Source organism: Roseovarius mucosus (assembly GCF_002080415.1).
Taxonomy (GTDB): domain Bacteria; phylum Pseudomonadota; class Alphaproteobacteria; order Rhodobacterales; family Rhodobacteraceae; genus Roseovarius; species Roseovarius mucosus_A.
The window spans coordinates 3,348,368-3,373,214 of sequence record NZ_CP020474.1; the positions used below are offsets into that span (position 1 = coordinate 3,348,368).

The following is a 24,847-nucleotide window of genomic DNA, read 5'->3' on the forward strand; positions in this document are numbered from 1 at the left end:
CGCGCGGATCAAGCCGGGTGATCGGGCAAATAGCGCTCAAAGGTGATATTGTCGGCATGTTTGCGCGCCTCCGCCTCGGCCTCTGGGCTGCGCACGGTCCAGCAGAGGATCGCGGCCCCCTTGGCGCGCAGGGTGTCTAGGCGCGGGGCGGTCAGATCGTCGATGTCATGGCTGACAAAGCAAGCGCCACTTGCCTCGTAATCCGGGATGTCGCGCAGACGCGCGCGGGTTTCTGCGCGCAACAGCGGCCAATCCTCGGGCGTGTAGGCGCAAGTAACGATACCGCGCGGCGTATCGGGGGCAAGTTGGGCCATCTGCACCACCATATCCGGGTTGAAAGACATGACTGCAACCGGCCCCACATAGCCCGCAAGCGCCGCTGCGGTGGCGGCCTCGAGCGTGCCACAGCTTGCGCCCATTTGCCCCTGCTGATCCTTCAGCTCGATCAAGAGCGGGACGCGGCCTGCCACAAGGTCAAGGATCTGTGGCAGGTCGGGTATCCCCTCATCCCCGCCCAAAAGCGGGATTTGCGCGAGGTCCGCCGCATCGCGTTGGCGCACCGGGCCTTTTTCCGCCGTAAGCCGGCCAAGGTCGTAGTCGTGAAACACTATCGCCTGATTGTCACGGCTCAGTTGCAGGTCGATCTCGATCCCATAACCTGCCGCAATTGCCGCTGCGATACCTGCGCGTGAATTCTCGGGGCGACCATCGGTCACGTCATGCAGGCCGCGATGGGCCAGCGGGATACGGCGGAAACCGTCGGGCAGCGCGCTCATTTGATTTGGAATACCCCGTCGATTTCCACCGCCACGCCAAAAGGCAATGAGGGGGCCGAAACAGCGGCACGCGCGTGTTTGCCTGCATCGCCCAAGGCCTCTCCGATAAAGTCGGACGCGCCGTTGATGACGGCGGGTTGCTGGGTGAAATCGGCGGTTGAGTTGACGAAACCCGTCAATTTCACCACCCGAACCAGCCGGTCAAGATCACCGCCGCAGGCTGCTTTGACCTGCGCCAAAAGGGCAATCGCACAGGCGCGCGCGGCCTTGGCCCCATCCGCCACGTCAAGATCATCGCCCAGTTTGCCGGTCAAGAGCGTGTCGCCCTCCTTGGCAATCTGGCCCGAGACAAAAAGCATGTCACCGGCCTGCACATAGGGCACGTAATTGGCGGCGGGGGCAGGGGCCTCGGGTAGGGTTACGCCCATCTCGGCAAGCTTTTTCTCGAACTGGCTCATATCTTTGTCTCCCTTCTGACTACATTGGCGGGACGCTAACGGCAGAGCGCGGCGAAGGAAATCGGAAATCCGACAGGACGCGCGCGATTTGCGCCCAAAGAAAAACCCCCGCCCGTCAAGGCGAGGGTCCAGGCGTTCCCGAATGGGGGGGCTTAGCCCAGCGACGCCGCGCGCACATCCTCGTCGATAAAGGGGACATATTGCGCGAAATTATCGGCAAACATCTGCACCAGCTTGGCGGCCTGCGCATCATAGGCGGTGGGATCGGTCCAGGTGCGGCGCGGATCAAGCAGCACCTCGGCCACGCCGGGAACCGCCACGGGCACTTCAAAGCCGAAATTCGGGTCCTTGCGGAACTCCACATCGTTGAGCGAGCCATCGAGAGCAGCGGTCAAAAGCGCCCGCGTCGCTTTGATCGGCATCCGCGATCCGGTGCCGAATGCGCCGCCCGTCCAGCCGGTGTTGACCAGCCAGCAGGTTGCGCCATGCTTGGCAATCTTTTCGCGCAGAAGGTTGCCATAGACCTCTGGCCGGCGCGGCATGAAGGGCGCGCCAAAGCAGGTGGAGAACACGGGCTGCGGTTCATCAATTCCCCGCTCCGTGCCCGCCATCTTGGAGGTGAAACCAGAGAGGAAGTGATACATCGCCTGTGCCGGGGTGAGCCGCGAGATTGGCGGCAATACGCCAAAGGCATCGCAGGTCAGCATGATGACATTCTTGGGGTGCCCACCAAGCGCGGTCTCTGACGCGTTCGAGATGTAATGCAGCGGATAGGCGCAGCGCATGTTGGGCGTCAGGCTGTCATCCTCGAAATCCAGCTCCTGCGTTTCAGGATCGAACACCATATTTTCGATGATCGTGCCGAACATGCCGCAGGTGGCATAGATTTCCGGCTCTGCCTCGGCGCTCAGATTGATGGTCTTGGCATAGCAGCCCCCCTCGAAGTTGAAGGTGCCACGATCCGACCAGCCATGTTCGTCATCACCCAAGAGCGTGCGGTTGGGATCAGCCGATAGCGTGGTTTTGCCCGTGCCCGAGAGGCCAAAGAAGATGGCGGTATCCACCGGATTGCCCTCCGCGTGATTGGCGGAGCAATGCATCGGCATGATGCCTTTTTCCGGCAAGAGGTAGTTCAGCAGCGAGAACACCGATTTCTTGTTTTCACCGGCGTATTCGGTATTGCCCACAAGGATCAGCTTGCGGTCGAAATTCATTGCGATCACCGTTTCCGAGCGGCAATCGTGGCGTTCGGGATCTGCCTTGAACCCCGGGCAATTGATGACCGTGAAATCAGCGATGAAGCTGTCCAGCGCGTCGCGCTTCGGACGCCGTAGCATGGTCCGGTTGAAAAGACTGTGCCACGCCAGTTCCGAAATCATCCGCATGTTGATGGAATGCGCGGGGTCGGCACCGCCGATCAGATCCTGAACAAAAACATCGCGCCCCTTAAGATAGGTCAGCATATCGGCATAGAGCGCATCGAACCCTTCGGGCGACATGGCGGCGTTGTTTTCCCACCAGATCGTGTCGGCAACACTGTCGGTTTTGACGATATGCTTGTCCTTGGGCGACCGGCCGGTGAATTTGCCGGTGGTCACAAGCAGCGTGCCGCCTTGGCCCAGGGTGCCCTCACCGGCCTTTAGCGCGGCTTCGATCAGGGCCGGTTCGATGAGGTTGTAATGGACCGTTCCCAGCCCCGTGATACCTTGATCCTCAAGCTGGAAATGCGGGTTCACCCGTCCGAATGTCATATTGTCAAGCTCCTGTTCGCCAGATCCGCAGCTTTGCTACGGGATCGTTCAGGGCGCCGCTTGGGCGGCGTCGGTCGGGCAGCATGCCCGGCTGGGCGGCTCTTAACATGCCGCTTTGGAAAAATAACAGGGCAGATTCATATGGTTAGCGCAACCAGCCGCAGGTTAGCGCAACCAAGTGGATGGTGGCGCAAACATTGCACTGCCAGAGCGTGTAAAGTGAGTCAATTTAGCCATTCTCAAGAAATTTCTGCGTCAATCGACCATGGCGACCCGGCTGATTCGCAGATTTGAATTGATCAAACGACCGGAAACAGAGCATAGTGGCACAAAAAATGCAGGCAGACCGAGCAGTAAAAGGAATAGAACTATGTCCAAAATCGCCCTCGTGGACGATGACAGGAATATTCTGACATCCGTATCCATGACACTCGAAGCCGAAGGCTTTGAGGTTGAAACCTATAATGATGGCCAACAGGCCTTTGACGCCTTTAGCAAGAAATTGCCCGATATGGCCGTGCTCGACATCAAGATGCCGCGCATGGATGGCATGGACCTGTTGCAACGCCTGCGCCAGAAATCGCAGATGCCCGTGATCTTCCTCACCTCCAAGGATGATGAGATCGACGAGGTTCTGGGCCTGCGCATGGGCGCCGATGACTATGTGAAAAAGCCGTTCTCGCAGCGCTTGCTGGTGGAACGGATCCGCGCCCTTCTGCGCCGTCAGGATGCAGCCAATGGGCATGTCGTGGTCGAAACCGAAGAAACCAAGGTGATCGAACGCGGCAATCTTTTGATGGATCCGCTGCGCCATTCGGTCAGCTGGAAAGGGCAGGATGTGTCACTCACCGTGACCGAATTCCTGCTGCTGCAGGCGCTGGCCAAGCGGCCCGGCTTCGTCAAAAGCCGCGATCAGCTGATGGATGTGGCCTATGATGATCAGGTCTATGTCGACGACCGCACCATCGACAGCCATATCAAGCGGTTGCGCAAGAAGCTGCGCATGGTCGATCCTGAGTTTTCGGCAATCGAGACGCTTTATGGTATCGGATATCGGTACAACGAAGAATAATGGCTCTGGTCGAGCGGATAGGGGTGCGGAGCGTGGAGCCGCGAAAGGATAACGACCTTGTCCTTGGCGATGATTTTGTCGCACCGGATCGTCTGGACGAAGGAGAGCTGAATGCCCGCCGCGCCAAACGCGGCTGGTTCAGCTTTCGTGACTCCTCGCTGACGCGCAAGATTATCACCTTCAACCTGATTGCGCTCAACGTGCTGGTTGTGGGTATCCTCTATCTCAATTCGTCACGCGACAATCTCGCGATGCAGCGCGCCAACAGCCTGATGGTGCAGACAGCCCTGATCGCGGATGTGGTCGAGGCGCGTCTGCCCGTCGGTGCGCCGGTCAGTTTTGCAACCGGCGATGGGGTGGATATGGCCACCACGCTGGACAATCTGGATATTCAGACCGGAACAGAGGTGTTTTTGTTTGATCGCACCGGCATGTTGGTGGGGCGCAAGCAGGGCGATACGATGGGGCAGGACCGCACTGCGACCCTGCCATCAACGCCAATGACGGATTTTCTCAGCCGGGTGTGGGATCGGATTTCAAGCCCGTTTTCTGGCGTGGATCAGGTCTCTGCCAGCCGTGTGGTCGAGGATGTGGCCCGCGACATGGTCGATCTGGCAGTGGGCGGCGGCGTAGAAGTGCGCACCGCCGAGACCGCGCAGGGCGTTGTTCTGACGGTGGCCGCCCCGGTGATGCAAGGCAATACACCTGTCGCGGTGGTGGCGTTGGCCAATGCCAGCGGCGAGATTGACAAGCTGGCAAGGGTAGAGCGCGAGCGCGTGCTTCAGATGTTCCTGATTGCCACTTTGGTATCGGTGGGTCTCAGCCTCATTCTTGCCTCGACCATTTCGAACCCCTTGGCCGATCTGGCGGCGGCTGCGGAAATCGGGCGCGACCGTAACAAGGGCAAAGGGGCCAAGGGACGTATCCGTATCCCCGACCTGACCGCGCGCCCCGATGAAATCGGGCGTCTTAGCGGTGCGTTGCGTGGCATGGTCTCGGCGCTTTACCACCGGATCGACAGCAACGAGCAATTCGCCGCTGACGTGGCCCATGAGATCAAGAACCCTCTCGCCAGCCTGCGCTCTGCCGTGGGCACCATGCGCATTGCCAAGCGCGACGATCAGCGCGAGCGTCTGTTGGAGGTGATCGAACATGATGTGCGCCGTCTGGACCGTCTGGTGAGCGATATTTCCAATGCCTCGCGGCTTGACAGCGAATTGGTCAAGGAAGAACAAGAATCCTTTGATCTGCTCAAGATGTTGCAGAACCTCGGGACATATCTGGGCGAAGAGGCGCAGAAGAACGGGATCGAATTCATCATGGATTTCCCGCCTCAGCCCATCGTCACCACCGGGCTTGAGGGGCGATTGGCACAGGTGTTTGTCAATCTCATCACCAATGCCATCAGTTTCTGCGAAGAGGGTGACGCAATCCGCGTTTGGGCGCGCCGCCGTGCCAACCGCGTGCTGGTGGTGGTCGAAGATACCGGCCCTGGTATCCCTGAACAGGCGCTGGAAAAGGTCTTCCAACGCTTCTACTCCGAGCGGCCCGAGGGGGATTTCGGCAATAATTCTGGCCTTGGTCTTGCGATCTCCAAACAGATCGTCGAGGCGCATGATGGTGTGATCTGGGCCGAAAACATTCGTCCCACCCATGCCGATGCCACCTCAGATCCCTTGGGCGCGCGCTTTGTCGTGGGTCTGCCGGTCTGAGCCGGTGACAGACACGCCTCATCCTGACGGTATCATCCTACATGCCACCTGCGTGGCGCATTCTGGCCGCGCGGTGCTGATCCGGGGGGCATCGGGGCGCGGAAAGTCCGGCCTTGCCCTGCAACTTCTGGCGCTTGGCGCGGGGTTGGTCGCCGATGACCGCACCCGTCTCTGGCTTGAGGCAGGGCGTATCATGGCGGATGCGCCCGAAACCATTCGCGGGCAGATCGAGGCGCGCGGTGTTGGTATCCTGCAAATACCCTCGACCGGGCCACAGCCGCTTGCTTTGATTGTCGATCTGGACACCGAAAGCACGGATCGCTTGCCACCGCTCGAGCATGCCGATCTTCTGGGGCAGAGCCTGCCGCTTGTAAAAAAAGCGGATCATGCTCATTTTCCGGCTGCGGTCCTGCTATATCTCATGCATGGGACGTTGATCTGAAGGAGCCACACCATGCCGTCCGAGCCTGACGCTCGAACAGAGGCCGGAAAGACGCGCAATCGCCTTGTTCTGGTCACGGGGCCTTCTGGTGCCGGGCGCAGCACCGCGATCCGTGCGCTTGAGGATATGGGCTATGAAGCGATCGACAATATGCCGCTCTCGCTCTTGCCGCGTCTTTTGGAGGCGCCAAAATCCGACAAGCCGCTGGCACTTGGTGTTGATGCCCGCAATCGTGATTTTTCGACCAATGCCCTGATCGAGATGATCGACCGCAGTGATTGGCACCCCGGCCAACCGTTGCAGGTGCTATATCTTGATTGCCGCGCCGAAATCCTGCAACGGCGGTTTTCCGAAACCCGCAGGCGGCATCCGCTGGCCCCGGACGAGAGTGCCGAGGCCGGAATCGCGCGCGAATTCGATTTGCTCGCCCCGGTCCGTGTTCGGGCTGATCTGCTGATCGACACGTCCGACATGACGCCGCATGACCTGCGCGCAGAATTGGGGCGCTGGTATGGGCCGGGCGATGCCGAAAGCCTTGCGGTCTCGGTGCATTCGTTTTCCTACAAGCGTGGGCTGCCGCGCGGCCTTGATATGGTGTTTGACTGCCGGTTTCTACGCAATCCCTATTGGCAGCCAGACCTGCGGGCCCTTGACGGGCGTGTGCCCCAAGTGGCGGCGCATATTGCGGGCGATCCGCTCTTTGCAGAATTTCGCCAGCGGGTAACAGAGATTGTCGAACTGCTGCTTCCCGCTTATGAGACCGAGGGCAAGGCTTATCTCTCGATAGGCTTTGGCTGCACTGGCGGGCAACATCGCAGCGTGGCGATGGCAGAAACTTTGGGTGCGACCCTTGCGAAAGATGGCTGGCAAGTGTCAATAAGGCACCGAGAACTGGAGCGGCGCAGTGGGGCAGAGGCCCCCGGCCCCGCCCGCGACGTCTGAGGAGTGACGCAGTCTTGATCGGGATCGTGATCGTGGCGCATGGCGGGCTGGCCAATGAGTATCTCAGGGCCGTCGAACATGTGGTGGGGGCCCAGACCGGGGTGATGGCGATTTCCATCGAGGGCGACCATGATCGCACCGCCAAACAAGACGAGATCTGTGCAGCGGCTGATGCGGTCGACACAGGTGGCGGCGTTGTGCTTGTGACCGATATCTTTGGCGGCTCGCCGTCGAACCTGTCGCTGCGCGCCTGTCGCCCGAATGATCGGCGCATACTCTATGGTGCGAACCTGCCGATGCTGATCAAGCTGGCCAAGAGCCGACACATGCCGTTGCCCGATGCGGTGCGCGCCGCGCTTGAGGCAGGGCGCAAATACATCGACAGCCATAATGTATCAGAAGAGTAGGAAGGCAGGGGCGAGCATGGACAAGGTGATCCGCCGGATGGAGATCGTCAACGAAAAGGGGTTGCACGCCCGCGCCGCGGCCAAATTGGTCGAGGTGGTCGAGGGTTTTGACGCCCGTGCAGAGGTCTCTTGCAATGGCCAATCCGCCTCGGGCGATAGCATCATGGGGCTTTTGATGTTGGCAGCGGCCAAAGGAACCACTATTGACGTCGAAGTCGTTGGGCCGGATGCAACCCCTCTGGCAGAGGCGGTTTCGGCACTGGTTGCCGACAGGTTTGGCGAAAGCATGTAAGCGCGCGGGATCGGGAAGTCGCGACACGAGCGGGACAGGAACAAAGCAGTGAACATCAAGGCGCAGCCAGAGTCCGGCACAGAGACGGGCGATACGGTCCTCTATACTAAATACGACCGCCGCAGCCTGACCTATGCCAATAGTTTTGACAACGGGCTGACTTCGTTCATCATCCGTGTGATGGAATGGATGACCGGCAAGATCACCATCCTGCGCATGATCCGCAAGTTCGAGAAACGTGGTGCGCCAACCGGTCAGGCGTTTTGGCGCGCGGCATTGGATACCATGGGCATTCCCCTGCTGACCCCGGATGAAGAAGTGGCGCATATCCCGCTTGAGGGGCCGGTGGTGGTGGTGGCCAACCATCCGCATGGTCTGGTGGATGGGATGATCCTTGCCGATCTGATCGGTCGGCGGCGGAGTGATTACAAGATCCTCACCCGCGCGCTTTTGACCGGGATCGACGAGGTGGCGGCCTCTTACATGATCTCTGTCCCGTTTCCCCACGAACCCGATGCACAGCGCAAATCGGTCGAGATGCGTGCCAAGGCGATGGCGCATCTCAAAGAGGGCGGCGTTATCAGCGTATTTCCTTCGGGCGTCGTGGCCTCAAGCGATACGATGTTTGGGCCTGCGATAGAACGGGAATGGAATGTCTTCACCGCGCAGATGATCCGGCGGTCCGGTGCGCGCGTCGTGCCGATCTTTTTTCCGGGGGCGAATTCTCGCTGGTATCAGATCGCCAACCGCACGTCTGCCACCCTGCGGCAAGGTTTGCTTTTGCATGAGGTCGTGCATAGCTGCAACAATGCCCAGAAACCGGTTGTAGGTGCGCCGATCAGCGACGAGCGCATGGCGATGCTGGAAAGCGACCCGCGCGGTTTCATGGAATGGCTGCGCGCCCACACGCTCTCATTGGGCGATAGCAGCAAGTAACGCTCACCGCGTGGGCACGGGCACTTCTCCGCGATAATCGTAGAACCCACGCCCGGTCTTGCGCCCGAGCCACCCAGCCTCGACATATTTCGTCAACAGCGGGCAGGGGCGATACTTGGTATCCGCCAGACCGTCATGCAGCACATTCATGATCGCAAGACAGGTATCAAGCCCGATGAAATCCGCCAATTCCAGCGGCCCCATCGGGTGATTGGCCCCAAGTTTGAGGGACTCGTCGATGGATTTGACGTTTCCAACCCCTTCATAGAGCGTGTAGACGGCCTCGTTGATCATCGGCATCAGGATGCGGTTGACGATGAAGGCCGGAAAATCCTCGGCAGAAGCTGCGGTCTTGCCCAGTTTCTCGACCACGGCGAGACAGGCGTTGAACGTGTCCTTGTCTGTGGCGATGCCCCGGATCAGTTCCACCAGTTGCATAACCGGCACCGGGTTCATGAAATGAAAGCCCATGAATTTCTCGGGTCGGTCGGTGCGGCTCGCAAGCCGCGTGATCGAGATCGACGAGGTGTTCGAGGTCAGGATCGTATGCGGCTCCAGATGCGGCAAGAGTTCATCAAAGATTGCCTGTTTGACTGCCTCGCGTTCGGTCGCGGCTTCGATCACCAGATCGGTCTTGCCCAGGTCGGTCAGGGTCTGGGTGGTGGTGATCCGCGCTAGTGCGGCCTCCATAGTGTCTTGCGCGATCTTGCCCCGGCTGACTTGGCGTTCCATGTTCTTGCGGACGGCCGCCATGGCACGATCCAGCGCCTCGGCGCTGATGTCGTTGAGCAGCACATCGTAGCCCGCAAGAGCCATCACATGGGCGATGCCGTTGCCCATCTGGCCCGCGCCAACCACACCGATTCTCGTGATGTCCATCCGCCCGATCCCTGTCCGATTGCTGCAGCAGCATAGGCCGCAGCGGGCGTAGGCCGCAAGGGCATGGGATAGGTAAAATAATCCGCGAATTGGTCGTTTAGCGATTTAGCAAGAGGAATCGTCCACCCTTTCCATGGGTGAGTAGATCAAGGTGGGTAACATGGGATTTGAACGCTTGGGGCATAGGCCCCTCGACTATCGGCCTGTCCGGTATGACGGGTCAAAATTGGTATTTCGCGGCCCGCAGCGCCGCTTGACGGGGGATTTCGTGGCCTGCCTTGGCGGCACTGAAACCTACGGCACCTTCATTGACCGACCCTATCCTGATCTGATGGAGCGATCCTTGGGAACGGCCTGCGTCAATTTCGGCTGGCCAAATGCGGGTGTCGATGCCTTTCTCAAGGATGAGGGCCTGCTTGATTTGGTGTCAGCCGCGCGCGCCGTGGTGTTGCAGGTGCCGGGGGCGATCAACCTTTGCAATCCGTTCTACCGGGTGCATCCGCGCCGCAACGACCGCTTTCTAGAGGCGAGCCCCCGCTTGCGCCGCCTCTATCCCGAGGTCGATTTTACCGAGTTCCACTTTACCCGCCACATGATGCAGCGCTTGGCGGATATTTCGCCTGACCGTTTTGCGGTGCTGCGCGAAGGTCTGCAAGAGGTCTGGGTGGCGCGCATGCAGGCGTTGCTTGAACGGATGACTGCGCCAGTCGTGTTGATGTGGTTCTCGCGGCATCTGCCCGGCCTTGGGCATGAGGCAGCGGGCATCGCGGACGATCCCGCCTTTGTCAGCCGCGCCATGCTGCGCGCTGTGGGGGCCCGGGCGGCCCATGTGGTTGAGGTGGTGATCAGCCCCGAGGCCTGTGCGCAGGGCACACGCGGCATGCGGTTTGATCCTATGCAAGAGGGGGTCGCCGCCGATCTGCCCGGTTTGCTGGCCCATTCCGAGGCATCGCGTGCCCTGTCGCCGGTGTTGGAATCCTTGTTGCGCGAATAAAAAACCCGCGCCGATCAGGCGCGGGTTTCGGTTTCGCTTTGCCGCAAATCAGAGCTTTTTGGTCAGTTCCGGCAGGGCGGTAAAGAGGTCAGCGACAAGGCCGTAGTCGGCCACTTGGAAAATCGGCGCTTCTTCATCTTTGTTGATGGCGACGATGATCTTGCTGTCCTTCATACCAGCAAGATGCTGGATCGCGCCGGAAATGCCCACCGCGACATAGAGGTTGGGGGCCACGACTTTGCCGGTCTGCCCAACCTGCCAGTCGTTCGGCGCATAGCCCGAGTCGACTGCGGCGCGAGAAGCCCCAACAGCGGCTCCCAGCTTGTCCGCAAGCCCTTCGATCAGTGCGAAATCGTCCTTGGAGCCGACACCGCGCCCGCCCGAAACCACGACGCCCGCCGAGGTCAGTTCAGGGCGATCAGAGGCCGCAACCTTGTCTTCGATCCATTCCGACAGGCCGGGGTTCGGCGTGGCCGAAATTGTCTCGACCGGTGCTGCGGCCTGTTCGCCCGCTGCGTCAAAGGTCGAGGTCCGGAAGGAAATGACCTTTTTGCCGTCGCGCGATTTAACGGTCTGAATCGCGTTGCCGGCATAGATCGGGCGCTCGAACGTATCGGCATCAACCACGCCTGAGGCGTCCGAAATCACCATCACATCCAGGAGTGCGGCCACGCGCGGCAGCACGTTCTTGGCATCCGTGGTCGCAGGGGCCACGATATGGCTATAGTCGCCCGCGAGGCTGACGATCAGCGCCGCTGTGGGTTCTGCCAGACGGTGCCCAAGCGAGGGATCCTCGGCCACCAGCACCTTTTTGACACCGGCGATTTTGGCCGCCGCAGCACCAGCCGCCGCCGCAGAGGCGCCACAGCAGAGCGCGGTCACATCGCCCAGTTTGGCCGCTGCCGTGACCGCCTTGGCGGTCGCATCCAGCGACAATTCCCCATCGGTGACTTCGGCGAGAAGAAGAACAGACATCATACGGCTCCCACTTCCTTGAGTTTCGCAACCAGCTCGTCGACCGAGCCGAGGATGACACCCGCCGCGCGGCTTGCGGGCTCGGAGGTGCCGGTGATTTCCAGCCGCGGCGTGACATCGACGCCGTAATCGGCGGCGGTTTTCTCATCCAGCGGCTTTTTCTTGGCCTTCATGATATTGGGCAGGCTGGCATAACGCGGCTCGTTAAGGCGCAGATCGACGGTGACAATGGTCGGCGTCTTGACTTTGATCGTCTGCAAGCCGCCATCGACTTCGCGGGTGACAACGGCGGTGTCGCCGTCCACGTCAAGCGACGAGGCAAAGGTGGCTTGAGACCAACCCAGAAGCGCCGACAGCATCTGTCCGGTGGCGTTCATGTCGTTGTCGATCGCCTGCTTGCCACAGAGCACAAGGCCGGGGGCCTCTTCTTCGACGATTTTGGCGAGGATCTTGGCCACCGAGAGCGGCTCGATGTCTTGATGCACATCATCGGCGGCGACCACCAGAATGGCCCGGTCCGCGCCCATGGCAAGCGCCGTGCGCAGCGTTTCCTGCGCCTGTTTCACGCCGATAGAGACTGCGATGACTTCGCTGGCTTTGCCTGCTTCCTTGAGGCGAATCGCTTCTTCGACGGCAATTTCGTCAAACGGGTTCATCGACATCTTCACATTCGCAAGATCGACACCGCTCCCGTCCGCCTTCACACGAACTTTCACGTTATAGTCGATCACACGCTTGACAGGCACGAGCACCTTCATTGGCATGGTCTCCCTTAATGGTGGTGGGGGGCAGTGCGCCCCCCGGATAATCTCTCCAGCGCGTTGATACCGGCTCAGCCGCACGGGAAACAGGGCAAAATCGTCACGTTATCGTCCGGCGACGTCGCGTTTCAGGTTTTCAGCGCAAGAATGTTGCCAGAGTGTTTCAGCGATTGGCACCGGGAACCCAAAGAACATCCGCTTTCCCGCTGTCATTGGCCATGCGAGAGGCGACAAAGAACCAGTCGCTCAAACGGTTCAGATATTTGAGCGCCGATTCGTTGACGTTTTCCAGCGCCGACAACTCTACCGTCAGGCGCTCTGCCCGGCGTGACACAGTGCGGCATAGATGCAGATGCGCGGCCAAGGGCGATCCACCGGGCAGAATGAAGCTGCGCAGCGGCTCCAGATGCTTGTTCATGGCGTCAATCTCGGCTTCCAGCCGGTCAACTTGGCTGGAGGCCATGCGCAGAGGCGGATATTCGGCATCCTTGTCACGCTCCATATCCGGGCGGCAGAGATCAGCCCCCAGATCAAACAGGTCATTCTGGATGCGTGCCAGCGCATCGTCGGTTTCGTCCTTGGCATAGAGCCGGGCAAGACCCACGGTCGCGTTGACCTCATCCACCGTGCCATAGGCCGTCACGCGGGCCGAATGTTTGGCCACGCGGGTGCCATTGCCCAGTGCTGTTTCCCCCGCATCGCCGGTGCGCGTGTAGATTTTGTTGAGAACCACCATGGATTATCCTCCCTGCCTGCGGAAATATACGAAAATTAGGATGAGGATGATCGCTATGAATTGCGCGATCAACCGCCATTGCATGAATTTGTTCGATCGTTTCGCATTCTCCACGCCTTCTTTGCCAAAGGTGGAAATGCCTCGGATCAGGATCACCGCCACCGTAATACAGCCCACGGCCATGAGGATGAAAAGCGGGTCTTGCAGCATAAGGTGTCCTTTCGGGGTTGGTGCTGGGGCACATCTAGGCGGCGCGGGGCGAAAAGCGAAAGGGAAAATATGACGCGGGCGCGCGCCCGTCACGCTTTCGAGATCACCCAATCCAGCAGGCGCGTGGGCAGAATGCGGCGCAGCGTGCCCATGAGGTAAGTGGGCGTGGTCACGTAATACCGCGCCTTTGGGCGGGGCGCTTCGAGCGCATGGATCAGTTTCTTGGTGACCGCCTCGGGGGGCAGTTCGAAATTGTCTTTGGCGTAGGGGCCGTAAAGACGCGGGCGCAACTTGTCGCGATATTCGGCCATGCGATGCGCGCTTTCCCAGTCAATCCAACGTTCAAATGGCGCGCGGGCATTCTCGCGGATTTTTGTGGTCACGGGACCGGGCTCGATCAGGCAGACATGAATGCCACTGTCGCGCATTTCGATCCGCAGCGTATCGGTCAGCCCCTCAAGGGCGAATTTGGTGCTCACGTAGGCCCCGCGCCAGCCGAGTGTAACCAGACCCAATACCGACGAGCATTGCACGATGCGGCCATGCCCCTGCGCGCGCATGGCCGGGATCACCTGTCGTGTCAGGTCATGCCAGCCAAAAAAGTTGCTTTCGAAAATCTCGCGCAGGGCGCCGCGCGGCAAATCCTCGACCAACCCCGGACAGGCATAGGCCCCATTGTTGAACAGCGCATCCAGCCGCCCACCGGTGGCGGCCAGCACCTCGGCCACGGCCTGCTCAATACTGGCCTCATCGGCATAGTCGATGCGTGGGCTGTCGAACCCTTCCGCGCGCAGCCGTTCGCAATCGGCTTGTTGCCGGCAGGCGGCAAACACCCGCCAGCCGCGCGCGCGCAATCCGTGGGCTGCGTTATAGCCGATGCCCGAAGAACAGCCGGTGATCAGGATGGAGCGTTGCGTCATGCCCGACCTTGTGGCGTGCGCCGCGCCGCGATGCAAGAGTTAGTCAGAGGCCAGCGTAAGCAGCGTCTCTGCCATCCAGCCGATGCGCCCGGTCTCGACCACGCGCAGCTTGATCCAGCCTTCACCGGGGTCGCGCAGCACGATCACTTCGGTGCCGCGCTTCAGGCTGGCCACGCGACCAAAACCAGTGCCGGGCCCGGTGCGTAGATTGACCGAATTTCCCGAAACCCGGCGCAAGTCTGAGGCCGCGGCCAGCGTTTCACCGTCCAGCGCAACCGCTTGCACGGGCTGGGCCACCTCTGGCGTGTCGGGCAGGGCGGTGGGCGTTGCCACACGCACGGTCGGCAGGTTGAGGGAAATGGGATCAGGTATTGCGTCCCCTTCGGCAGAGGCCAGCGTCAGCACCACTTTATCACCCATGCTGAGGCCCAGATCATGCAGCGAGGTGATGGTGCGCGTGACCTCGGCATCCTGCCGGGGTGTGCCATCCTGCGCCAGTTCGATCACATTCACACGCAAGGGCCGGGCCTGCGGCCGGTGATTGTCAAGAAGGGCACGCGCCTGAATGGAATTGGCCGACGGGCGATAATCAGCCCCGCCGCTCAATTCATAAAAAGACCATCCCAGAAAAGCAAAGCTCACAAGAATAAAGCGCCACATTGCGCATCCCCCCAGTACCATACGACAGATTAAAGTGCTTGGCAGCGCCCCCAGTATATCCGATTCGTGCCGTCGCATGAGGGGAAATCGGAAAAGATTGAAACCTGTGGCCTCTGGATGCTTTACGCCGCAGGGTGGCAGGGCTATCACCATATCCATGAGTGATTTGTTGGACGACCCCAATATGCAGCCCGAGGCTGTGTCAGAGCCGCTCCGCCGTGCGATTGGCGAGCGCTATTTGACCTATGCGCTTTCGACCATCATGCACCGCGCGCTGCCCGATGCGCGGGATGGGTTGAAGCCAGTTCATCGCCGCATTCTCTACGCGATGCGCGAGTTGCGCCTGTCCAGTTCGGGGGGATTCCGCAAATCCGCCAAGATTTCCGGCGACGTGATGGGCAACTATCACCCGCATGGTGACGCGGCGATCTACGATGCGATGGCGCGTCTCGCACAGGATTTCGCGGTGCGCTATCCGCTGGTGGATGGGCAGGGCAATTTCGGCAATATCGACGGCGATAACCCCGCCGCAAGCCGATATACCGAGGCGCGGATGACCGCCTTTGCCGAGGCGCTGCTGGATGGTCTGGCCGAAGATGCCGTGGATTTCCGTGACAATTACGACGGCACCCTGCGCGAGCCGGTCGTGCTTCCGGCGTCTTTTCCGAACCTGCTGGCCAATGGCTCTTCGGGCATTGCCGTTGGCATGGCGACCAATATTCCGCCGCATAACATCGCCGAATTGATTGATGCCTGCCTGCATCTGATCAAGTCGCCCGATGCCCGCGACGACACGCTACTGCAGTATATCCCTGGCCCCGATTTTCCCACCGGCGGTGTCATCGTCGAGCCGCCCGAGAGCATCGCACAGGCCTATCTGACCGGGCGCGGTGCGTTCCGTCTGCGCTGTAAATGGGAGTTGGAGGATCTGGGGCGCGGTCAATGGCAGATTGTCGTGACCGAAATTCCCTATCAGGTGCAGAAATCCAAGCTGATCGAGCGGATTGCCGAACTGATCCAGACCCGCAAGGTGCCGATCCTTGCCGATGTCCGCGACGAGAGCGCCGATGACGTGCGTCTGGTGTTGGAACCACGATCCAAGAATGTCGACCCCGAGGTGTTGATGGGCATGATGTATCGCAACTCCGAATTGGAAGTGCGGTTCTCGCTCAATATGAACGTCTTGATTGACGGTGTAACGCCCAAGGTCTGCTCGCTGAAAGAGGTGCTGCGCGCCTTCCTTGATTTCCGGCAGCAGGTGCTGTTGCGCCGCTCTGTGCACCGGATGGAAAAGATCGACCACCGGCTGGAGGTGCTGGAAGGGCTGATTATCGCCTTCCTCAACCTCGACCGGGTGATCGACATCATCCGCTACGACGAGGATCCAAAGGCGGCACTGATGCGCGAGGATTGGGGCCGCACCGTGCCGCGTGCAATGTCTGAGGCGGACTATGTACCGCCCCCACCCACCGCAGAGGCCGGGCTGACCGAGGTGCAGGCCGAGGCAATCCTGAACATGCGGCTGCGCAGCCTTCGCCGTCTGGAAGAGATGGAGTTGCGCGCAGAGCGCGACACATTGATGGCGGAACGTGCGGGGCTTGAGGATCTGCTCGACGATGTATCCCTGCAATGGGCGGCGGTGGCCGATCAGTTGAAAGAGGTCAAAAAGACCTTTGGCAAGACCCATCCCATCGGCGCGCGCCGCACGCAATTCGCCGAGGCGGGCAGCGTCGAAGACGTGCCGCTTGAGGCGATGATCGACCGTGAACCGATCACGGTGGTGTGCAGCCAAATGGGCTGGATCAGGGCCATGACCGGGCATCTCGATCTGAGCCGCGAGTTGAAGTTCAAGGATGGCGATGGCCCCCGCTTCATGTTCCATGCCGAGACGACCGACCGGATTCTGGTCTTTGGCAGCAATGGCCGCTTTTATACGCTGAGCGCGTCAAACCTGCCCGGCGGGCGCGGTATGGGCGAACCGCTGCGCCTGATGGTCGATCTGCCCAATGAGGCGGGCATCGTCGATCTGCTTATCCATAAACCGGGGCGTAAATTGCTGGTCGCCTCTGATGCGGGCGACGGTTTTATCGTGCCCGAGGAAGAGGTGATCGCCCAGACCCGCAGCGGCAAGCAGGTGCTGAACCTCAAAGAACCGGCGCGGGCCTTGGTCTGCCGCCCGGTGACGGGCGATCACGTCGCCTGTGTTGGGGATAATCGCAAGGTGCTGGTATTTGCTCTGGATGAATTGCCCGAACTTGGGCGCGGCAAGGGCGTGCGGCTTCAGAAATATAAGGACGGTGGGTTGTCCGATGCCACCACCTTTGATCTCGCGGCCGGTCTGACTTGGCGCGATCCCGCAGGGCGCACCCGCACGGAAAGCAATCTTGAGGAATGGTTGGGCAAGCGCGCTGGATCGGGGCGCATGGCCCCGCGCGGCTTTCCGCGTGACAACCGCTTTACCTGATCGGGCCTTGTCTGTTGCGGATGCGCGGCGTATAGCCCCGGCCTGACCCAAAAGGAGCCCGTCCCATGGTAGGTAGTGCCAATCTCAACGTCATGCTCAAGGCCGCGCGCAAAGCGGGGCGGGCACTGGCCAAGGATTTCCGCGAGGTCGAGAACCTTCAGGTCAGCATGAAGGGCGCGGGCGATTTCGTCAGCCGCGCCGATATTGCTGCGGAAAAGATCCTCAAGACCGAGTTGATGGGCGCGCGTCCGACCTATGGCTGGCTGGCCGAAGAGGGCGGCGAGGAAGAGGGGCAGGACCCCACCCGCCGCTGGATTGTCGACCCGCTGGACGGCACCACCAATTTTCTGCACGGCCTGCCGCATTGGGCCGTTTCCATTGCCCTCGAACACAAGGGCGAGGTCGTGGCAGGTGTCATCTATGACGCCAGCAAGGACGAGGCGTTCTTTGCCGAAAAAGGTGCAGGTGCCTGGATGAACGAGAGCCGCTTGCGTGTCTCGGGGCGCAGCAAGATGATCGAGTCGATTTTTGCCACGGGCCTGCCTTTTGGCGGGCGGGCCGACCTGCCTGAAACCTTGCAGGATTTGGCACGGCTGATGCCCACCTGCGCGGGTGTGCGCCGCTGGGGATCAGCGGCGCTCGACATGGCCTATGTCGCCGCAGGGCGCTACGAGGGGTTCTGGGAGCGGCGTTTGAACGCCTGGGATCTGGCCGCAGGGGTGATCATCGTGCGCGAAGCGGGCGGCTTTGTCGAACCGCTGCGCTCTGGTGGCAATATTCTGGCCGATGGCGAAGTGATCTGCGGCAACGAGGCGATCTTTGACAAGTTCGCGGGCGTGATCCGGGGCTGAGGCGGGCTTTGTGTTGACGCCCTGAGGAGTGCCACCTACCTTTCCAGCATTGGTGTAACAACTCGGGGAAGGCGATCCATGATCCACAAAAGAAATTTCGCGCACGCTGTTGCCATTGGTGTCATGGTCTTCATGGGGGCAGCCCCAGCTTCGGCAAATGCCATTCTCCGCGATTTGGATCGCTCTGGAATGGTTCAAGGCGATGTCAACATCATGATGCGTAGTGCGGCCAGTCTTTATTCGGAAGGGCGCGGAAAAGTCGGCGATGAGGTGAGTTGGAAAAACCCCAACACGCGCGCTGATGGTGTGGTGCGGATCATCTCGGTGGAGGGCGCTTGTGTCACGCTTGCGCATCGCTTCAGGCCCAAGGGGGCAGAGCCCACCCGCGGGCTGCGGACCAAACGCTGCCTCATGGACGGCATATGGGTTTTGTCGGCCCCCTGATGCGCCGGGTCAGCGATCTGATGGATGGTTGACCCCGTCCACCCAACCGATCGGGTCCAGATCACGCGGATTGACGCCTTCAATAGCCCCAAGATTGACGCCATATTCATTCGGGTTCGAGCGGCGCTGATGATGCGTGTAGATCCCGCACGTCTTGCAGAAATAGTGCTTGGCCGTGCCTGTACCCCATTGATAAAGCGTCAGATTATCCGCACCCCGGACCACCTCGACCTTGTCCAAGGGGGCCGAAACCGCCGCTGCCCCACGCCTGCGGCAAAACGAGCAGTCGCACCGCCGCGCAGTCTCGAGCCCGTCCGAGAGCGTCACGCGTAGCTCAACCGCGCCACAGTGGCAGGTCACTTTGAGGGGGGTATTCATCGGCGTTTTCTCACGGCTGGAATAGAACTGCGGCGAAAGCGGTAGTCAGCCTCTGGATTGGGCGGGGTGCCTGCTGTCGCCCGCCAGAAAAGCGGGCCGCCCAGCCGCAGAAATATCGGCAGGGTCAGAAGGACGCCCGCCACGAAGCCACCCGCATGCGCCCAATAGGCGACCCCGCCCATATCGGGATCGCTGCCGAGGCCAGCCATCACCTGAATGGCAAACCACAGCACCAACAAAATCGCCGCCGGGATCGTGATGACACGGAAAAAGACGATGAAGATCAGCAAGATATCGACCCGCGCGCGCGGAAAAAGCAAGAGATAGCCCCCCATCACCCCGGCAATCGCCCCAGAGGCCCCGACGGTTGGCACCATCGACCCCGGACTATCCAAGATCTGTGCCAGCCCCGCCACAACGCCAGTGGCAATGTAGAAAAGAAGATAGGGCACATGCCCCATCCGGTCCTCCATATTGTCGCCAAAAATCCACAGAAACAGCATGTTGCCCGCTAGGTGCAGCACCCCGCCGTGCAGGAACATCGAGGTCAAAAGCCCGGTGAAGTCACCGATTTGCGTGACTTTGGCGGGGATCATCGCCCAGTCGTAGAAAAAGACATTGAGCGCCCGCTCATCTGAGAAAAGCGGCCAATAGGCCAAGAATATCACCACGTTGAGCGCAATCAGCCCGTAGGTGACATAGGGTGTGCGCCCCGAAGGATTATGATCGCGGATCGGAAACATGCGCGAAAGCTAGCGCGGATCACGGGGGACGGAAAGCCGGTGATTGCACCCGCCGCCACGATTTGCGCAAGAACCGGGTCGCCCAATATCGGGATCGGTGCGCAAAGTTGTCCCATCCATAGGAGATGACGATGACCCAGCTTGCATTTGCGCTTGTGCTTTTTCTTTTGCCGCTGGCCTATAGTCCCGGTCCCGGCAATCTCTTTTTCGCCGCCAATGGCGCGCGCTTTGGGATGAGGGCGACGTTTCCGGCAAGCTTTGGGTATCACATCGCCACATGGCTGGTGACCGCCGCCATAGGTTTCGGCTTTGTCGGCGCGCTTGAGGCTGCGCCGGGGGTCTTCGTCTTGCTCAAACTCGCGGGTGCACTCTACGTTTTCTGGATCGCTTGGGGTTTGCTGCGTGCCGGGGCGCGCGACAGCGCGATTGAGGCACGCCCGGCCTCGTTTGGGGATGGGGCGGTGCTCTTGCTCCTCAACCCCAAGGCCTATGTGATCATCGCGTTGATGTTCACACAATTCCTGAGCATTTCGGACACCAACCGGACGGTGTTGGTTCTGGGTATCACCACGATTTTTACGCTTAACAACCTGGTGGCCTTTACCCTGTGGACCATGATGGGTGTGAGATTGGGCCAGCTTTTTGCCCGCGCTGGAAGCGCGCGGGCACTGAATACAGCTTTCGGCGTGACCCTGGGGGCCGTGGCCCTGTGGATGCTTTTGTCCTGATTCACCCGAGGCTCAGGACATCCCGCTCAAAAGCGCCGCATTGCCCCCCGCCGCAGTGGTATCCACGCAGACATGCCGTTCGTGGAGCGCATGGCCGGTATCCGGCAACCCGGTGATAAGCGGCAGGATCGGACCTGCGCGCCGCGCCATGGCCCCGGCATAGGCGCGCGCCTCGCTTTCGCATCCCCACCAGATCACGCCAGAGAGGCCGCCCATGGTCACAAGCGCCTCTGGGTCAACGCGGCCCGTGGCGATCACCGCCACCCCGCCCAGCCCCTCAACCGCGCGGGCCTGCGCCGCCGCCAGATCTGCCCCCGGCCCCATGCAAAGAAGTGCAGGGCGGACATGGCTGGTCAGGCGGTTCGATTCCCCCGTCGGCCCCGGTAGAACAAGGGCGGCGCGCGGCGTGCGGGCGGCGGCATTGGCCGCATCAAGCGCCTTTTGCGCGGCATTGGCCGACATGGCCTCGGTCCACTTTTCGCCCTGTTCCGGCGCTGCGCGCGCGGTAAAGCGGGTAAGGTAATGCGGCCCGCCGGCCTTGGGCCCGGTGCCCGACATGCCTTCGCCACCAAAGGGTTGGCTGCCGACGATGGCGCCGATCTGGTTGCGGTTGACATAGATATTGCCCGCATGCACCGCCTCGGTCACATGCTGCACGCGGTCGTCGATCCGCGTCATCAGGCCAAAGGTCAGACCATAGCCGGTGGCGTTGATCGCGCCGATCACCCGGTCAAGATCGCCGGATTTGAACGTGGCCACATGCAGGACGGGCCCAAAGATTTCGCGCTCAATCTCGCCGATCCCACCAACCTTGATCAGCGTGGGGGCAATATAGGTGCCTGCGTTCGGGGTTTTCAGCTCGTGCAACAGCCGCCCTTCGGCGCGCGCGGTCTGGATATGCGCGGCAATTCCGGCGCGCGCCTCTTCGTCGATGACAGGCCCGCAATCGGTGCTCAAATGCCAAGGGGTGCCAACGCTCAGCGCATCCATCGCGCCGGTCAGCATCTCTAGGAAATGCGGTGCGATGTCGTCTTGCACATAAAGGCAGCGCAGCGCGGAACAGCGTTGACCGGCCGATTGAAACGCGCTCTCGACAATCGCCTGCACGGCCTGTTCGGGCAGCGCGGTGCTGTCTACGATCATCGCGTTCATGCCGCCGGTTTCCGCGATGAGCGGCGCACCGGGAGCCAGATGCTTGGCCATGGCCGCGCGGATTTTCAGCGCGGTTTCGGTCGAGCCGGTAAAGGCCACACCGCCCACACGCGCGTCAGAGGTAAGTGCTGCCCCCACATCGCCCGCACCGGGCAACAGTTGCAGCGCCGTGGCAGGCACGCCCGCCTTGTGCATGAGGCCCACTGCCAAATGCGCGATGAGCGGCGTCTGCTCGGCAGGTTTTGACAACACGGCATTGCCAGCGGCCAGTGCTGCCGCGATCTGGCCTGTAAAAATGGCCAGAGGGAAATTCCACGGGCTGATACAGGTAAAGGTGCCGACAGGGGCGTCTTCGGGGGCATTGGCGGCGTAGTAGCGCAGGAAATCCACCGCCTCACGCAATTCGGCCACGGCATCTGGGATGGATTTCCCGGCCTCACGGGCCAGGAGCGCGAAAATCTCGCCGTAATTTTCCTCATAGAGGTCCGCCACGCGGTTCAGGATCACGCCTCGGGCGTTGGCAGGTGCGTTCCATGGCGCTGCGGCGGCCAGCGCCGCCTCGATGTCGGCCTTGCTGGCCCAGGCTACGGTGCCCGGCATGTCTGCGGGATCTGCCGGGTTCTCGACTGTTTCGGGGGTTTGCGGTGCAGCCATGCCCGCGATCAGCGGTGCCGCCTCCCAGCGATGCTGCGCAAAGGGCGCGCGCGCCGCCTCAATCCGGTCCAGCGTCGGTTGATGGCGCAGATCAAAGCCGCGCGAATTGGGCCGTTCGGGCTGAAACAGGTCCGGGCCTTTGGGCAAGTGCGGTTGCGGATCGTTCACCGCCACAAAAGGATCGCGGGCGACCTCTTCGGGGGCCACGTCTTCGTTGACGATCTGGTTCACAAAGCTGGAATTCGCCCCGTTTTCCAGCAGTCGCCGCACCAGATAGGCCAAGAGATCGCGATGCGCGCCCACTGGGGCATAAATCCGGCACCGCGTGCCCTCTGCCTTGAGGATGATGTCATGCAGCGCCTCGCCCATGCCATGCAGGCGCTGAAATTCAAACGCGCCCTTGTCGCTGCCCATATCAAGGATGGCGGCGGCGGTATGGGCGTTATGAGTGGCGAATTGCGGATAGATGCGGTCGGTCATCGACAAAAGCTTGCGCGCATTGGCGATATAGCTCACATCGGTTGCGGCCTTGGAGGTAAAGACCGGAAACCCGTCGATCCCCGCCACCTGCGCGCGCTTGATTTCGGTATCCCAATAGGCGCCTTTGACCAGACGCACCATGATCTTGCGGTCAAGCCGCGTGGCCAGATCATAGAGAAAGTCGATCACGTGGCTCGCGCGTTGGCCATAGGCCTGCACCACCACACCAAACCCGTCCCATCCGGCAAGCGCGGGCTCTTCCAGAACGGTCTCGATCACATCCAGCGAGAGCGACAGGCGATCGGCCTCTTCGGCGTCGATGTTCAGCCCCATCTTGGCTGATTTCGCCAAGAGCGCGAGGCTGCGCAGACGCGGCACCAGAACCGCCATGACCTGTTCGCGCTGCGCCACCTCATAGCGCGGATGCAGCGCCGAGAGCTTTACAGAAATGCCGGGGTTGCTGCGAATGTCGACCTGCGTGCAGGCATTGGCAATCGCCGTGATGGCGCGCGAATAGCTGAGGTGATAGCGGGTGGCATCCGCATCAGTACGCGCCGCCTCACCCAGCATGTCATAGGAATAGCTGTAGCCCTTCTTTTCCATCCCCGCCGCGCGGTCCATGGCCCCTTGAATGGTCTCGCCCAACACGAATTGGCGGCCCATCTCCTTCATCGCGCGGCCCACGGCAGTGCGGATCACCGGCTCGCCCAGCCGCTTGATGGCCCCGCGCAGATGGCCCACGGGGCCGGGCTTTTCATCCTTGAGCACCTTGCCGGTCAGCATCAACGCCCAGGTCGAGGCATTGACCAGCGGCGAGGTTGAATGCCCCATATGCTTGCCCCAGTCCGAAGGCGCGATCTTGTCCTCGATCAGCGCGTCGATCGTGTCAGCATCGGGCACGCGCAAAAGCGCCTCTGCCAGACACATGAGCGCGATGCCCTCATCTGTCGAGAGACCATATTCCGCCAAAAACACCTCCATCAGTCCCGGGCTCGATTGCCCGCGGATGGACCGAACAAGCGCGGCACCGCGCGCGCAGATCCGCGCCCGGTCTGCCTCAGAGAGGTTTGCGGCAGCGGTCAGGCGTGCCAATGTCTCGCTCTCATCTGCATAGGTGGCAAACTCGATGGCGCGGCGGATATCGGTGTCGTATGGCATGCGGATCCCCATGGTTGGATGGCATATCATAGCATCATTGAACCAGTGACTTTTCCTGATTAGAATGAAATCTCAGGTCGGATGGTTTGAATTTGGAGCATATGATGGATCAAAACGAACAGCTTGACCTCGACCGCTTTGACCGGGCGATTCTGCGGGTTCTGGCAGGGGACGGGCGGATCAGCGTCACCGAGCTGGCGCGCGAGATCGGTCTGTCGAAATCACCCACCCAAGCGCGGCTCAGGCGGCTCGAGCGCGATGGCGTCATCACCGGCTACCGCGCGCTTTTTGATCCTATCCGCCTCGGCCTCGATCACGTGAGCTTTGTCGAAGTGCGCCTGCACGACACCCGAGAAGCGGCCCTGGCAGAATTCAACGCCGCCGTGTCGAAAATCCCCGAGATCGAGCAAGTGCATCTCATTGCAGGCAATTTCGACTACCTTATGAAAATTCGCACGCAGAGCATGGCTGATTATCGCCGGGTGCTTGCCGAACATATCTCGACCCTGCCGCATCTGGCCAATACCTCGACCTATGTGGCGATGCAGGCGGTCAAGGAAAATGCGCTCTCGGATGTGATCTGATCCGTGGCGTAGGCCCGGCTATGGCTTTACACCTCCGTCAAAGCGGATATTGTCCGCCCGCGCCCCTCGTGCCCGCGTGGTGGAATGGTAGACACATGAGACTTAAAATCTCCCGGCCGTATGGCCGTGCCGGTTCGAGTCCGGCCGCGGGCACCATGATCATAACATAGGCCGTTGTTTTGCGTGGATAAAGCCACCCTGCTTTCTCTGCTCATACCCCAATTTAAGCACCTTCTGCGCGCGGCTTTACGCCCCGTGCGAGGCACGCACCGCGCCAGCCGCCTGTGC

Annotated in this window: 26 protein-coding genes and 1 tRNA gene; 14 read left to right on the plus strand and 13 right to left on the minus strand. The window is 60.9% G+C overall.

The annotated features are described in order from the left end of the window. Nucleotides 1–8: 8 nt before the first annotated feature. The 3 genes from ROSMUCSMR3_RS15945 to ROSMUCSMR3_RS15955 form a co-directional block, all read right to left on the minus strand. Entirely contained in the window at nucleotides 9–776 is a 768-nt protein-coding gene (locus ROSMUCSMR3_RS15945) for a glycerophosphodiester phosphodiesterase family protein (RefSeq protein WP_081507946.1), read from the minus strand. Then, nucleotides 773–1,234, minus strand: coding sequence for a RidA family protein (locus tag ROSMUCSMR3_RS15950; protein WP_008279938.1), 462 nt, complete (start codon nucleotides 1,232–1,234; stop codon nucleotides 773–775). Before ROSMUCSMR3_RS15950 ends, ROSMUCSMR3_RS15945 begins: the two co-directional genes overlap by 4 nt. A gap of 152 nt (nucleotides 1,235–1,386) precedes the next feature. Next, nucleotides 1,387–2,985 (minus strand): phosphoenolpyruvate carboxykinase, encoded by a 1,599-nt coding sequence (locus ROSMUCSMR3_RS15955; protein ID WP_081507947.1) that lies wholly within the window; start codon nucleotides 2,983–2,985, stop codon nucleotides 1,387–1,389. Nucleotides 2,986–3,355: 370 nt separating this feature from the next. Here ROSMUCSMR3_RS15955 and ROSMUCSMR3_RS15960 point away from each other — a divergent pair, with 370 nt between their 5' ends. The 7 genes from ROSMUCSMR3_RS15960 to ROSMUCSMR3_RS15990 are packed head-to-tail and all read left to right on the plus strand — an operon-like array spanning nucleotide 3,356 to nucleotide 8,788. Next, nucleotides 3,356–4,057, plus strand: coding sequence for a response regulator transcription factor (locus tag ROSMUCSMR3_RS15960; protein ID WP_037273860.1), 702 nt, complete (start codon nucleotides 3,356–3,358; stop codon nucleotides 4,055–4,057). Further along, nucleotides 4,057–5,769, plus strand: a complete 1,713-nt coding sequence (locus ROSMUCSMR3_RS15965) for a sensor histidine kinase (protein WP_081507948.1) — start codon at nucleotides 4,057–4,059, stop codon at nucleotides 5,767–5,769. The genes ROSMUCSMR3_RS15960 and ROSMUCSMR3_RS15965 overlap by 1 nt, the downstream gene beginning before the upstream one ends. A gap of 4 nt (nucleotides 5,770–5,773) precedes the next feature. Then, complete coding sequence (locus ROSMUCSMR3_RS15970; RefSeq protein ID WP_081507949.1) at nucleotides 5,774–6,211, plus strand: HPr kinase/phosphorylase; 438 nt, start codon at nucleotides 5,774–5,776, stop codon at nucleotides 6,209–6,211. 12 nt (nucleotides 6,212–6,223) lie between these two features. Next, the gene (gene rapZ / locus ROSMUCSMR3_RS15975) at nucleotides 6,224–7,153 is read left to right on the plus strand and encodes an RNase adapter RapZ (protein ID WP_008279943.1); all 930 of its coding nucleotides are present in this window, start codon (nucleotides 6,224–6,226) and stop codon (nucleotides 7,151–7,153) included. Between the two features lie 14 nt (nucleotides 7,154–7,167). Beyond that, nucleotides 7,168–7,560, plus strand: coding sequence for a PTS sugar transporter subunit IIA (locus tag ROSMUCSMR3_RS15980; RefSeq protein WP_008279944.1), 393 nt, complete (start codon nucleotides 7,168–7,170; stop codon nucleotides 7,558–7,560). A gap of 16 nt (nucleotides 7,561–7,576) precedes the next feature. Then, entirely contained in the window at nucleotides 7,577–7,852 is a 276-nt protein-coding gene (locus ROSMUCSMR3_RS15985) for an HPr family phosphocarrier protein (protein ID WP_008279945.1), read from the plus strand. A gap of 48 nt (nucleotides 7,853–7,900) precedes the next feature. After that, nucleotides 7,901–8,788 carry a lysophospholipid acyltransferase family protein gene (locus tag ROSMUCSMR3_RS15990; protein ID WP_008279946.1) on the plus strand — a complete coding sequence of 296 codons (888 nt, stop codon included), beginning with the start codon at nucleotides 7,901–7,903 and terminating at the stop codon, nucleotides 8,786–8,788. Between the two features lie 3 nt (nucleotides 8,789–8,791). On the opposite strand, the gene ROSMUCSMR3_RS15995 is transcribed toward ROSMUCSMR3_RS15990, so the two are convergent. After that, nucleotides 8,792–9,667 (minus strand): 3-hydroxybutyryl-CoA dehydrogenase, encoded by an 876-nt coding sequence (locus ROSMUCSMR3_RS15995; RefSeq protein ID WP_008279947.1) that lies wholly within the window; start codon nucleotides 9,665–9,667, stop codon nucleotides 8,792–8,794. Nucleotides 9,668–9,827: 160 nt separating this feature from the next. On the opposite strand from ROSMUCSMR3_RS15995, the gene ROSMUCSMR3_RS16000 reads away from it, so the two are divergent. Next, nucleotides 9,828–10,661 carry a DUF6473 family protein gene (locus ROSMUCSMR3_RS16000; RefSeq protein WP_081507950.1) on the plus strand — a complete coding sequence of 278 codons (834 nt, stop codon included), beginning with the start codon at nucleotides 9,828–9,830 and terminating at the stop codon, nucleotides 10,659–10,661. Between the two features lie 48 nt (nucleotides 10,662–10,709). Here ROSMUCSMR3_RS16000 and ROSMUCSMR3_RS16005 read toward each other — a convergent pair whose 3' ends face one another. The 6 genes from ROSMUCSMR3_RS16005 to ROSMUCSMR3_RS16030 form a co-directional block, all read right to left on the minus strand. After that, a complete protein-coding gene (locus tag ROSMUCSMR3_RS16005; RefSeq protein WP_037297306.1) occupies nucleotides 10,710–11,636 on the minus strand; it encodes an electron transfer flavoprotein subunit alpha/FixB family protein in 927 nt (308 codons plus the stop codon). Further along, nucleotides 11,636–12,394 carry an electron transfer flavoprotein subunit beta/FixA family protein gene (locus tag ROSMUCSMR3_RS16010; protein ID WP_008279950.1) on the minus strand — a complete coding sequence of 253 codons (759 nt, stop codon included), beginning with the start codon at nucleotides 12,392–12,394 and terminating at the stop codon, nucleotides 11,636–11,638. The genes ROSMUCSMR3_RS16005 and ROSMUCSMR3_RS16010 overlap by 1 nt, the downstream gene beginning before the upstream one ends. Before the next feature lie 166 nt (nucleotides 12,395–12,560). Beyond that, on the minus strand, nucleotides 12,561–13,133 hold the full coding sequence (locus ROSMUCSMR3_RS16015; protein WP_008279951.1) for a cob(I)yrinic acid a,c-diamide adenosyltransferase: 573 nt from the start codon (nucleotides 13,131–13,133) through the stop codon (nucleotides 12,561–12,563). A 3-nt stretch (nucleotides 13,134–13,136) separates the two neighbouring features. Beyond that, on the minus strand, nucleotides 13,137–13,343 hold the full coding sequence (locus ROSMUCSMR3_RS16020; RefSeq protein WP_081507951.1) for a twin transmembrane helix small protein: 207 nt from the start codon (nucleotides 13,341–13,343) through the stop codon (nucleotides 13,137–13,139). Nucleotides 13,344–13,432: 89 nt separating this feature from the next. After that, a complete protein-coding gene (locus ROSMUCSMR3_RS16025) occupies nucleotides 13,433–14,263 on the minus strand; it encodes an SDR family oxidoreductase (RefSeq protein WP_081507952.1) in 831 nt (276 codons plus the stop codon). 39 nt (nucleotides 14,264–14,302) lie between these two features. Next, entirely contained in the window at nucleotides 14,303–14,923 is a 621-nt protein-coding gene (locus ROSMUCSMR3_RS16030; RefSeq protein ID WP_081507953.1) for an SH3 domain-containing protein, read from the minus strand. Nucleotides 14,924–15,080: 157 nt separating this feature from the next. On the opposite strand from ROSMUCSMR3_RS16030, the gene ROSMUCSMR3_RS16035 reads away from it, so the two are divergent. The 3 genes from ROSMUCSMR3_RS16035 to ROSMUCSMR3_RS16045 all read left to right on the plus strand — a co-directional run bounded on the left by ROSMUCSMR3_RS16035 (nucleotide 15,081) and on the right by ROSMUCSMR3_RS16045 (nucleotide 18,682). Continuing rightward, nucleotides 15,081–17,387, plus strand: coding sequence for a DNA topoisomerase IV subunit A (locus tag ROSMUCSMR3_RS16035; protein ID WP_008279955.1), 2,307 nt, complete (start codon nucleotides 15,081–15,083; stop codon nucleotides 17,385–17,387). A 65-nt stretch (nucleotides 17,388–17,452) separates the two neighbouring features. Next, nucleotides 17,453–18,238: an inositol monophosphatase family protein gene (locus tag ROSMUCSMR3_RS16040; protein WP_037297120.1), complete on the plus strand. Its 786-nt coding sequence runs from the start codon at nucleotides 17,453–17,455 to the stop codon at nucleotides 18,236–18,238. A 78-nt stretch (nucleotides 18,239–18,316) separates the two neighbouring features. Next, nucleotides 18,317–18,682, plus strand: a complete 366-nt coding sequence (locus ROSMUCSMR3_RS16045; protein ID WP_157667338.1) for a hypothetical protein — start codon at nucleotides 18,317–18,319, stop codon at nucleotides 18,680–18,682. Between the two features lie 9 nt (nucleotides 18,683–18,691). Here ROSMUCSMR3_RS16045 and ROSMUCSMR3_RS16050 read toward each other — a convergent pair whose 3' ends face one another. After that, on the minus strand, nucleotides 18,692–19,060 hold the full coding sequence (locus ROSMUCSMR3_RS16050) for a GFA family protein (protein ID WP_081507955.1): 369 nt from the start codon (nucleotides 19,058–19,060) through the stop codon (nucleotides 18,692–18,694). Further along, nucleotides 19,057–19,803 carry a rhomboid family intramembrane serine protease gene (locus tag ROSMUCSMR3_RS16055; RefSeq protein ID WP_081507956.1) on the minus strand — a complete coding sequence of 249 codons (747 nt, stop codon included), beginning with the start codon at nucleotides 19,801–19,803 and terminating at the stop codon, nucleotides 19,057–19,059. The genes ROSMUCSMR3_RS16050 and ROSMUCSMR3_RS16055 overlap by 4 nt, the downstream gene beginning before the upstream one ends. Before the next feature lie 125 nt (nucleotides 19,804–19,928). On the opposite strand from ROSMUCSMR3_RS16055, the gene ROSMUCSMR3_RS16060 reads away from it, so the two are divergent. Continuing rightward, complete coding sequence (locus ROSMUCSMR3_RS16060) at nucleotides 19,929–20,531, plus strand: LysE family translocator (protein ID WP_081507957.1); 603 nt, start codon at nucleotides 19,929–19,931, stop codon at nucleotides 20,529–20,531. A 12-nt stretch (nucleotides 20,532–20,543) separates the two neighbouring features. Here the strand turns inward: ROSMUCSMR3_RS16060 and putA are convergent, their stop codons facing one another. Beyond that, complete coding sequence (putA, locus tag ROSMUCSMR3_RS16065) at nucleotides 20,544–23,975, minus strand: bifunctional proline dehydrogenase/L-glutamate gamma-semialdehyde dehydrogenase PutA (RefSeq protein WP_081508648.1); 3,432 nt, start codon at nucleotides 23,973–23,975, stop codon at nucleotides 20,544–20,546. 101 nt (nucleotides 23,976–24,076) lie between these two features. Here putA and ROSMUCSMR3_RS16070 point away from each other — a divergent pair, with 101 nt between their 5' ends. Further along, nucleotides 24,077–24,559: an Lrp/AsnC family transcriptional regulator gene (locus ROSMUCSMR3_RS16070; RefSeq protein WP_008279962.1), complete on the plus strand. Its 483-nt coding sequence runs from the start codon at nucleotides 24,077–24,079 to the stop codon at nucleotides 24,557–24,559. Nucleotides 24,560–24,629: 70 nt separating this feature from the next. Then, a tRNA-Leu gene (locus ROSMUCSMR3_RS16075) sits at nucleotides 24,630–24,715 on the plus strand. Nucleotides 24,716–24,847 lie beyond the last annotated feature (132 nt).

Coding starts and splice junctions, on each gene's coding strand:
- ROSMUCSMR3_RS15945 (WP_081507946.1), bottom strand. CDS start 776: ATGAGCGCGCTGCCCGACGGTTTCCGCCGTATCCCGCTGGCCCATCGC.
- ROSMUCSMR3_RS15950 (WP_008279938.1), bottom strand. CDS start 1,234: ATGAGCCAGTTCGAGAAAAAGCTTGCCGAGATGGGCGTAACCCTACCC.
- ROSMUCSMR3_RS15955 (WP_081507947.1), bottom strand. CDS start 2,985: ATGACATTCGGACGGGTGAACCCGCATTTCCAGCTTGAGGATCAAGGT.
- ROSMUCSMR3_RS15960 (WP_037273860.1), top strand. CDS start 3,356: ATGTCCAAAATCGCCCTCGTGGACGATGACAGGAATATTCTGACATCC.
- ROSMUCSMR3_RS15965 (WP_081507948.1), top strand. CDS start 4,057: ATGGCTCTGGTCGAGCGGATAGGGGTGCGGAGCGTGGAGCCGCGAAAG.
- rapZ (WP_008279943.1), top strand. CDS start 6,224: ATGCCGTCCGAGCCTGACGCTCGAACAGAGGCCGGAAAGACGCGCAAT.
- ROSMUCSMR3_RS15985 (WP_008279945.1), top strand. CDS start 7,577: ATGGACAAGGTGATCCGCCGGATGGAGATCGTCAACGAAAAGGGGTTG.
- ROSMUCSMR3_RS15995 (WP_008279947.1), bottom strand. CDS start 9,667: ATGGACATCACGAGAATCGGTGTGGTTGGCGCGGGCCAGATGGGCAAC.
- ROSMUCSMR3_RS16000 (WP_081507950.1), top strand. CDS start 9,828: ATGGGATTTGAACGCTTGGGGCATAGGCCCCTCGACTATCGGCCTGTC.
- ROSMUCSMR3_RS16005 (WP_037297306.1), bottom strand. CDS start 11,636: ATGTCTGTTCTTCTTCTCGCCGAAGTCACCGATGGGGAATTGTCGCTG.
- ROSMUCSMR3_RS16010 (WP_008279950.1), bottom strand. CDS start 12,394: ATGAAGGTGCTCGTGCCTGTCAAGCGTGTGATCGACTATAACGTGAAA.
- ROSMUCSMR3_RS16015 (WP_008279951.1), bottom strand. CDS start 13,133: ATGGTGGTTCTCAACAAAATCTACACGCGCACCGGCGATGCGGGGGAA.
- ROSMUCSMR3_RS16020 (WP_081507951.1), bottom strand. CDS start 13,343: ATGCTGCAAGACCCGCTTTTCATCCTCATGGCCGTGGGCTGTATTACG.
- ROSMUCSMR3_RS16025 (WP_081507952.1), bottom strand. CDS start 14,263: ATGACGCAACGCTCCATCCTGATCACCGGCTGTTCTTCGGGCATCGGC.
- ROSMUCSMR3_RS16030 (WP_081507953.1), bottom strand. CDS start 14,923: ATGTGGCGCTTTATTCTTGTGAGCTTTGCTTTTCTGGGATGGTCTTTT.
- ROSMUCSMR3_RS16035 (WP_008279955.1), top strand. CDS start 15,081: ATGAGTGATTTGTTGGACGACCCCAATATGCAGCCCGAGGCTGTGTCA.
- ROSMUCSMR3_RS16040 (WP_037297120.1), top strand. CDS start 17,453: ATGGTAGGTAGTGCCAATCTCAACGTCATGCTCAAGGCCGCGCGCAAA.
- ROSMUCSMR3_RS16045 (WP_157667338.1), top strand. CDS start 18,317: ATGATCCACAAAAGAAATTTCGCGCACGCTGTTGCCATTGGTGTCATG.
- ROSMUCSMR3_RS16050 (WP_081507955.1), bottom strand. CDS start 19,060: ATGAATACCCCCCTCAAAGTGACCTGCCACTGTGGCGCGGTTGAGCTA.
- ROSMUCSMR3_RS16055 (WP_081507956.1), bottom strand. CDS start 19,803: ATGTTTCCGATCCGCGATCATAATCCTTCGGGGCGCACACCCTATGTC.
- ROSMUCSMR3_RS16060 (WP_081507957.1), top strand. CDS start 19,929: ATGACGATGACCCAGCTTGCATTTGCGCTTGTGCTTTTTCTTTTGCCG.
- putA (WP_081508648.1), bottom strand. CDS start 23,975: ATGCCATACGACACCGATATCCGCCGCGCCATCGAGTTTGCCACCTAT.
- ROSMUCSMR3_RS16070 (WP_008279962.1), top strand. CDS start 24,077: ATGATGGATCAAAACGAACAGCTTGACCTCGACCGCTTTGACCGGGCG.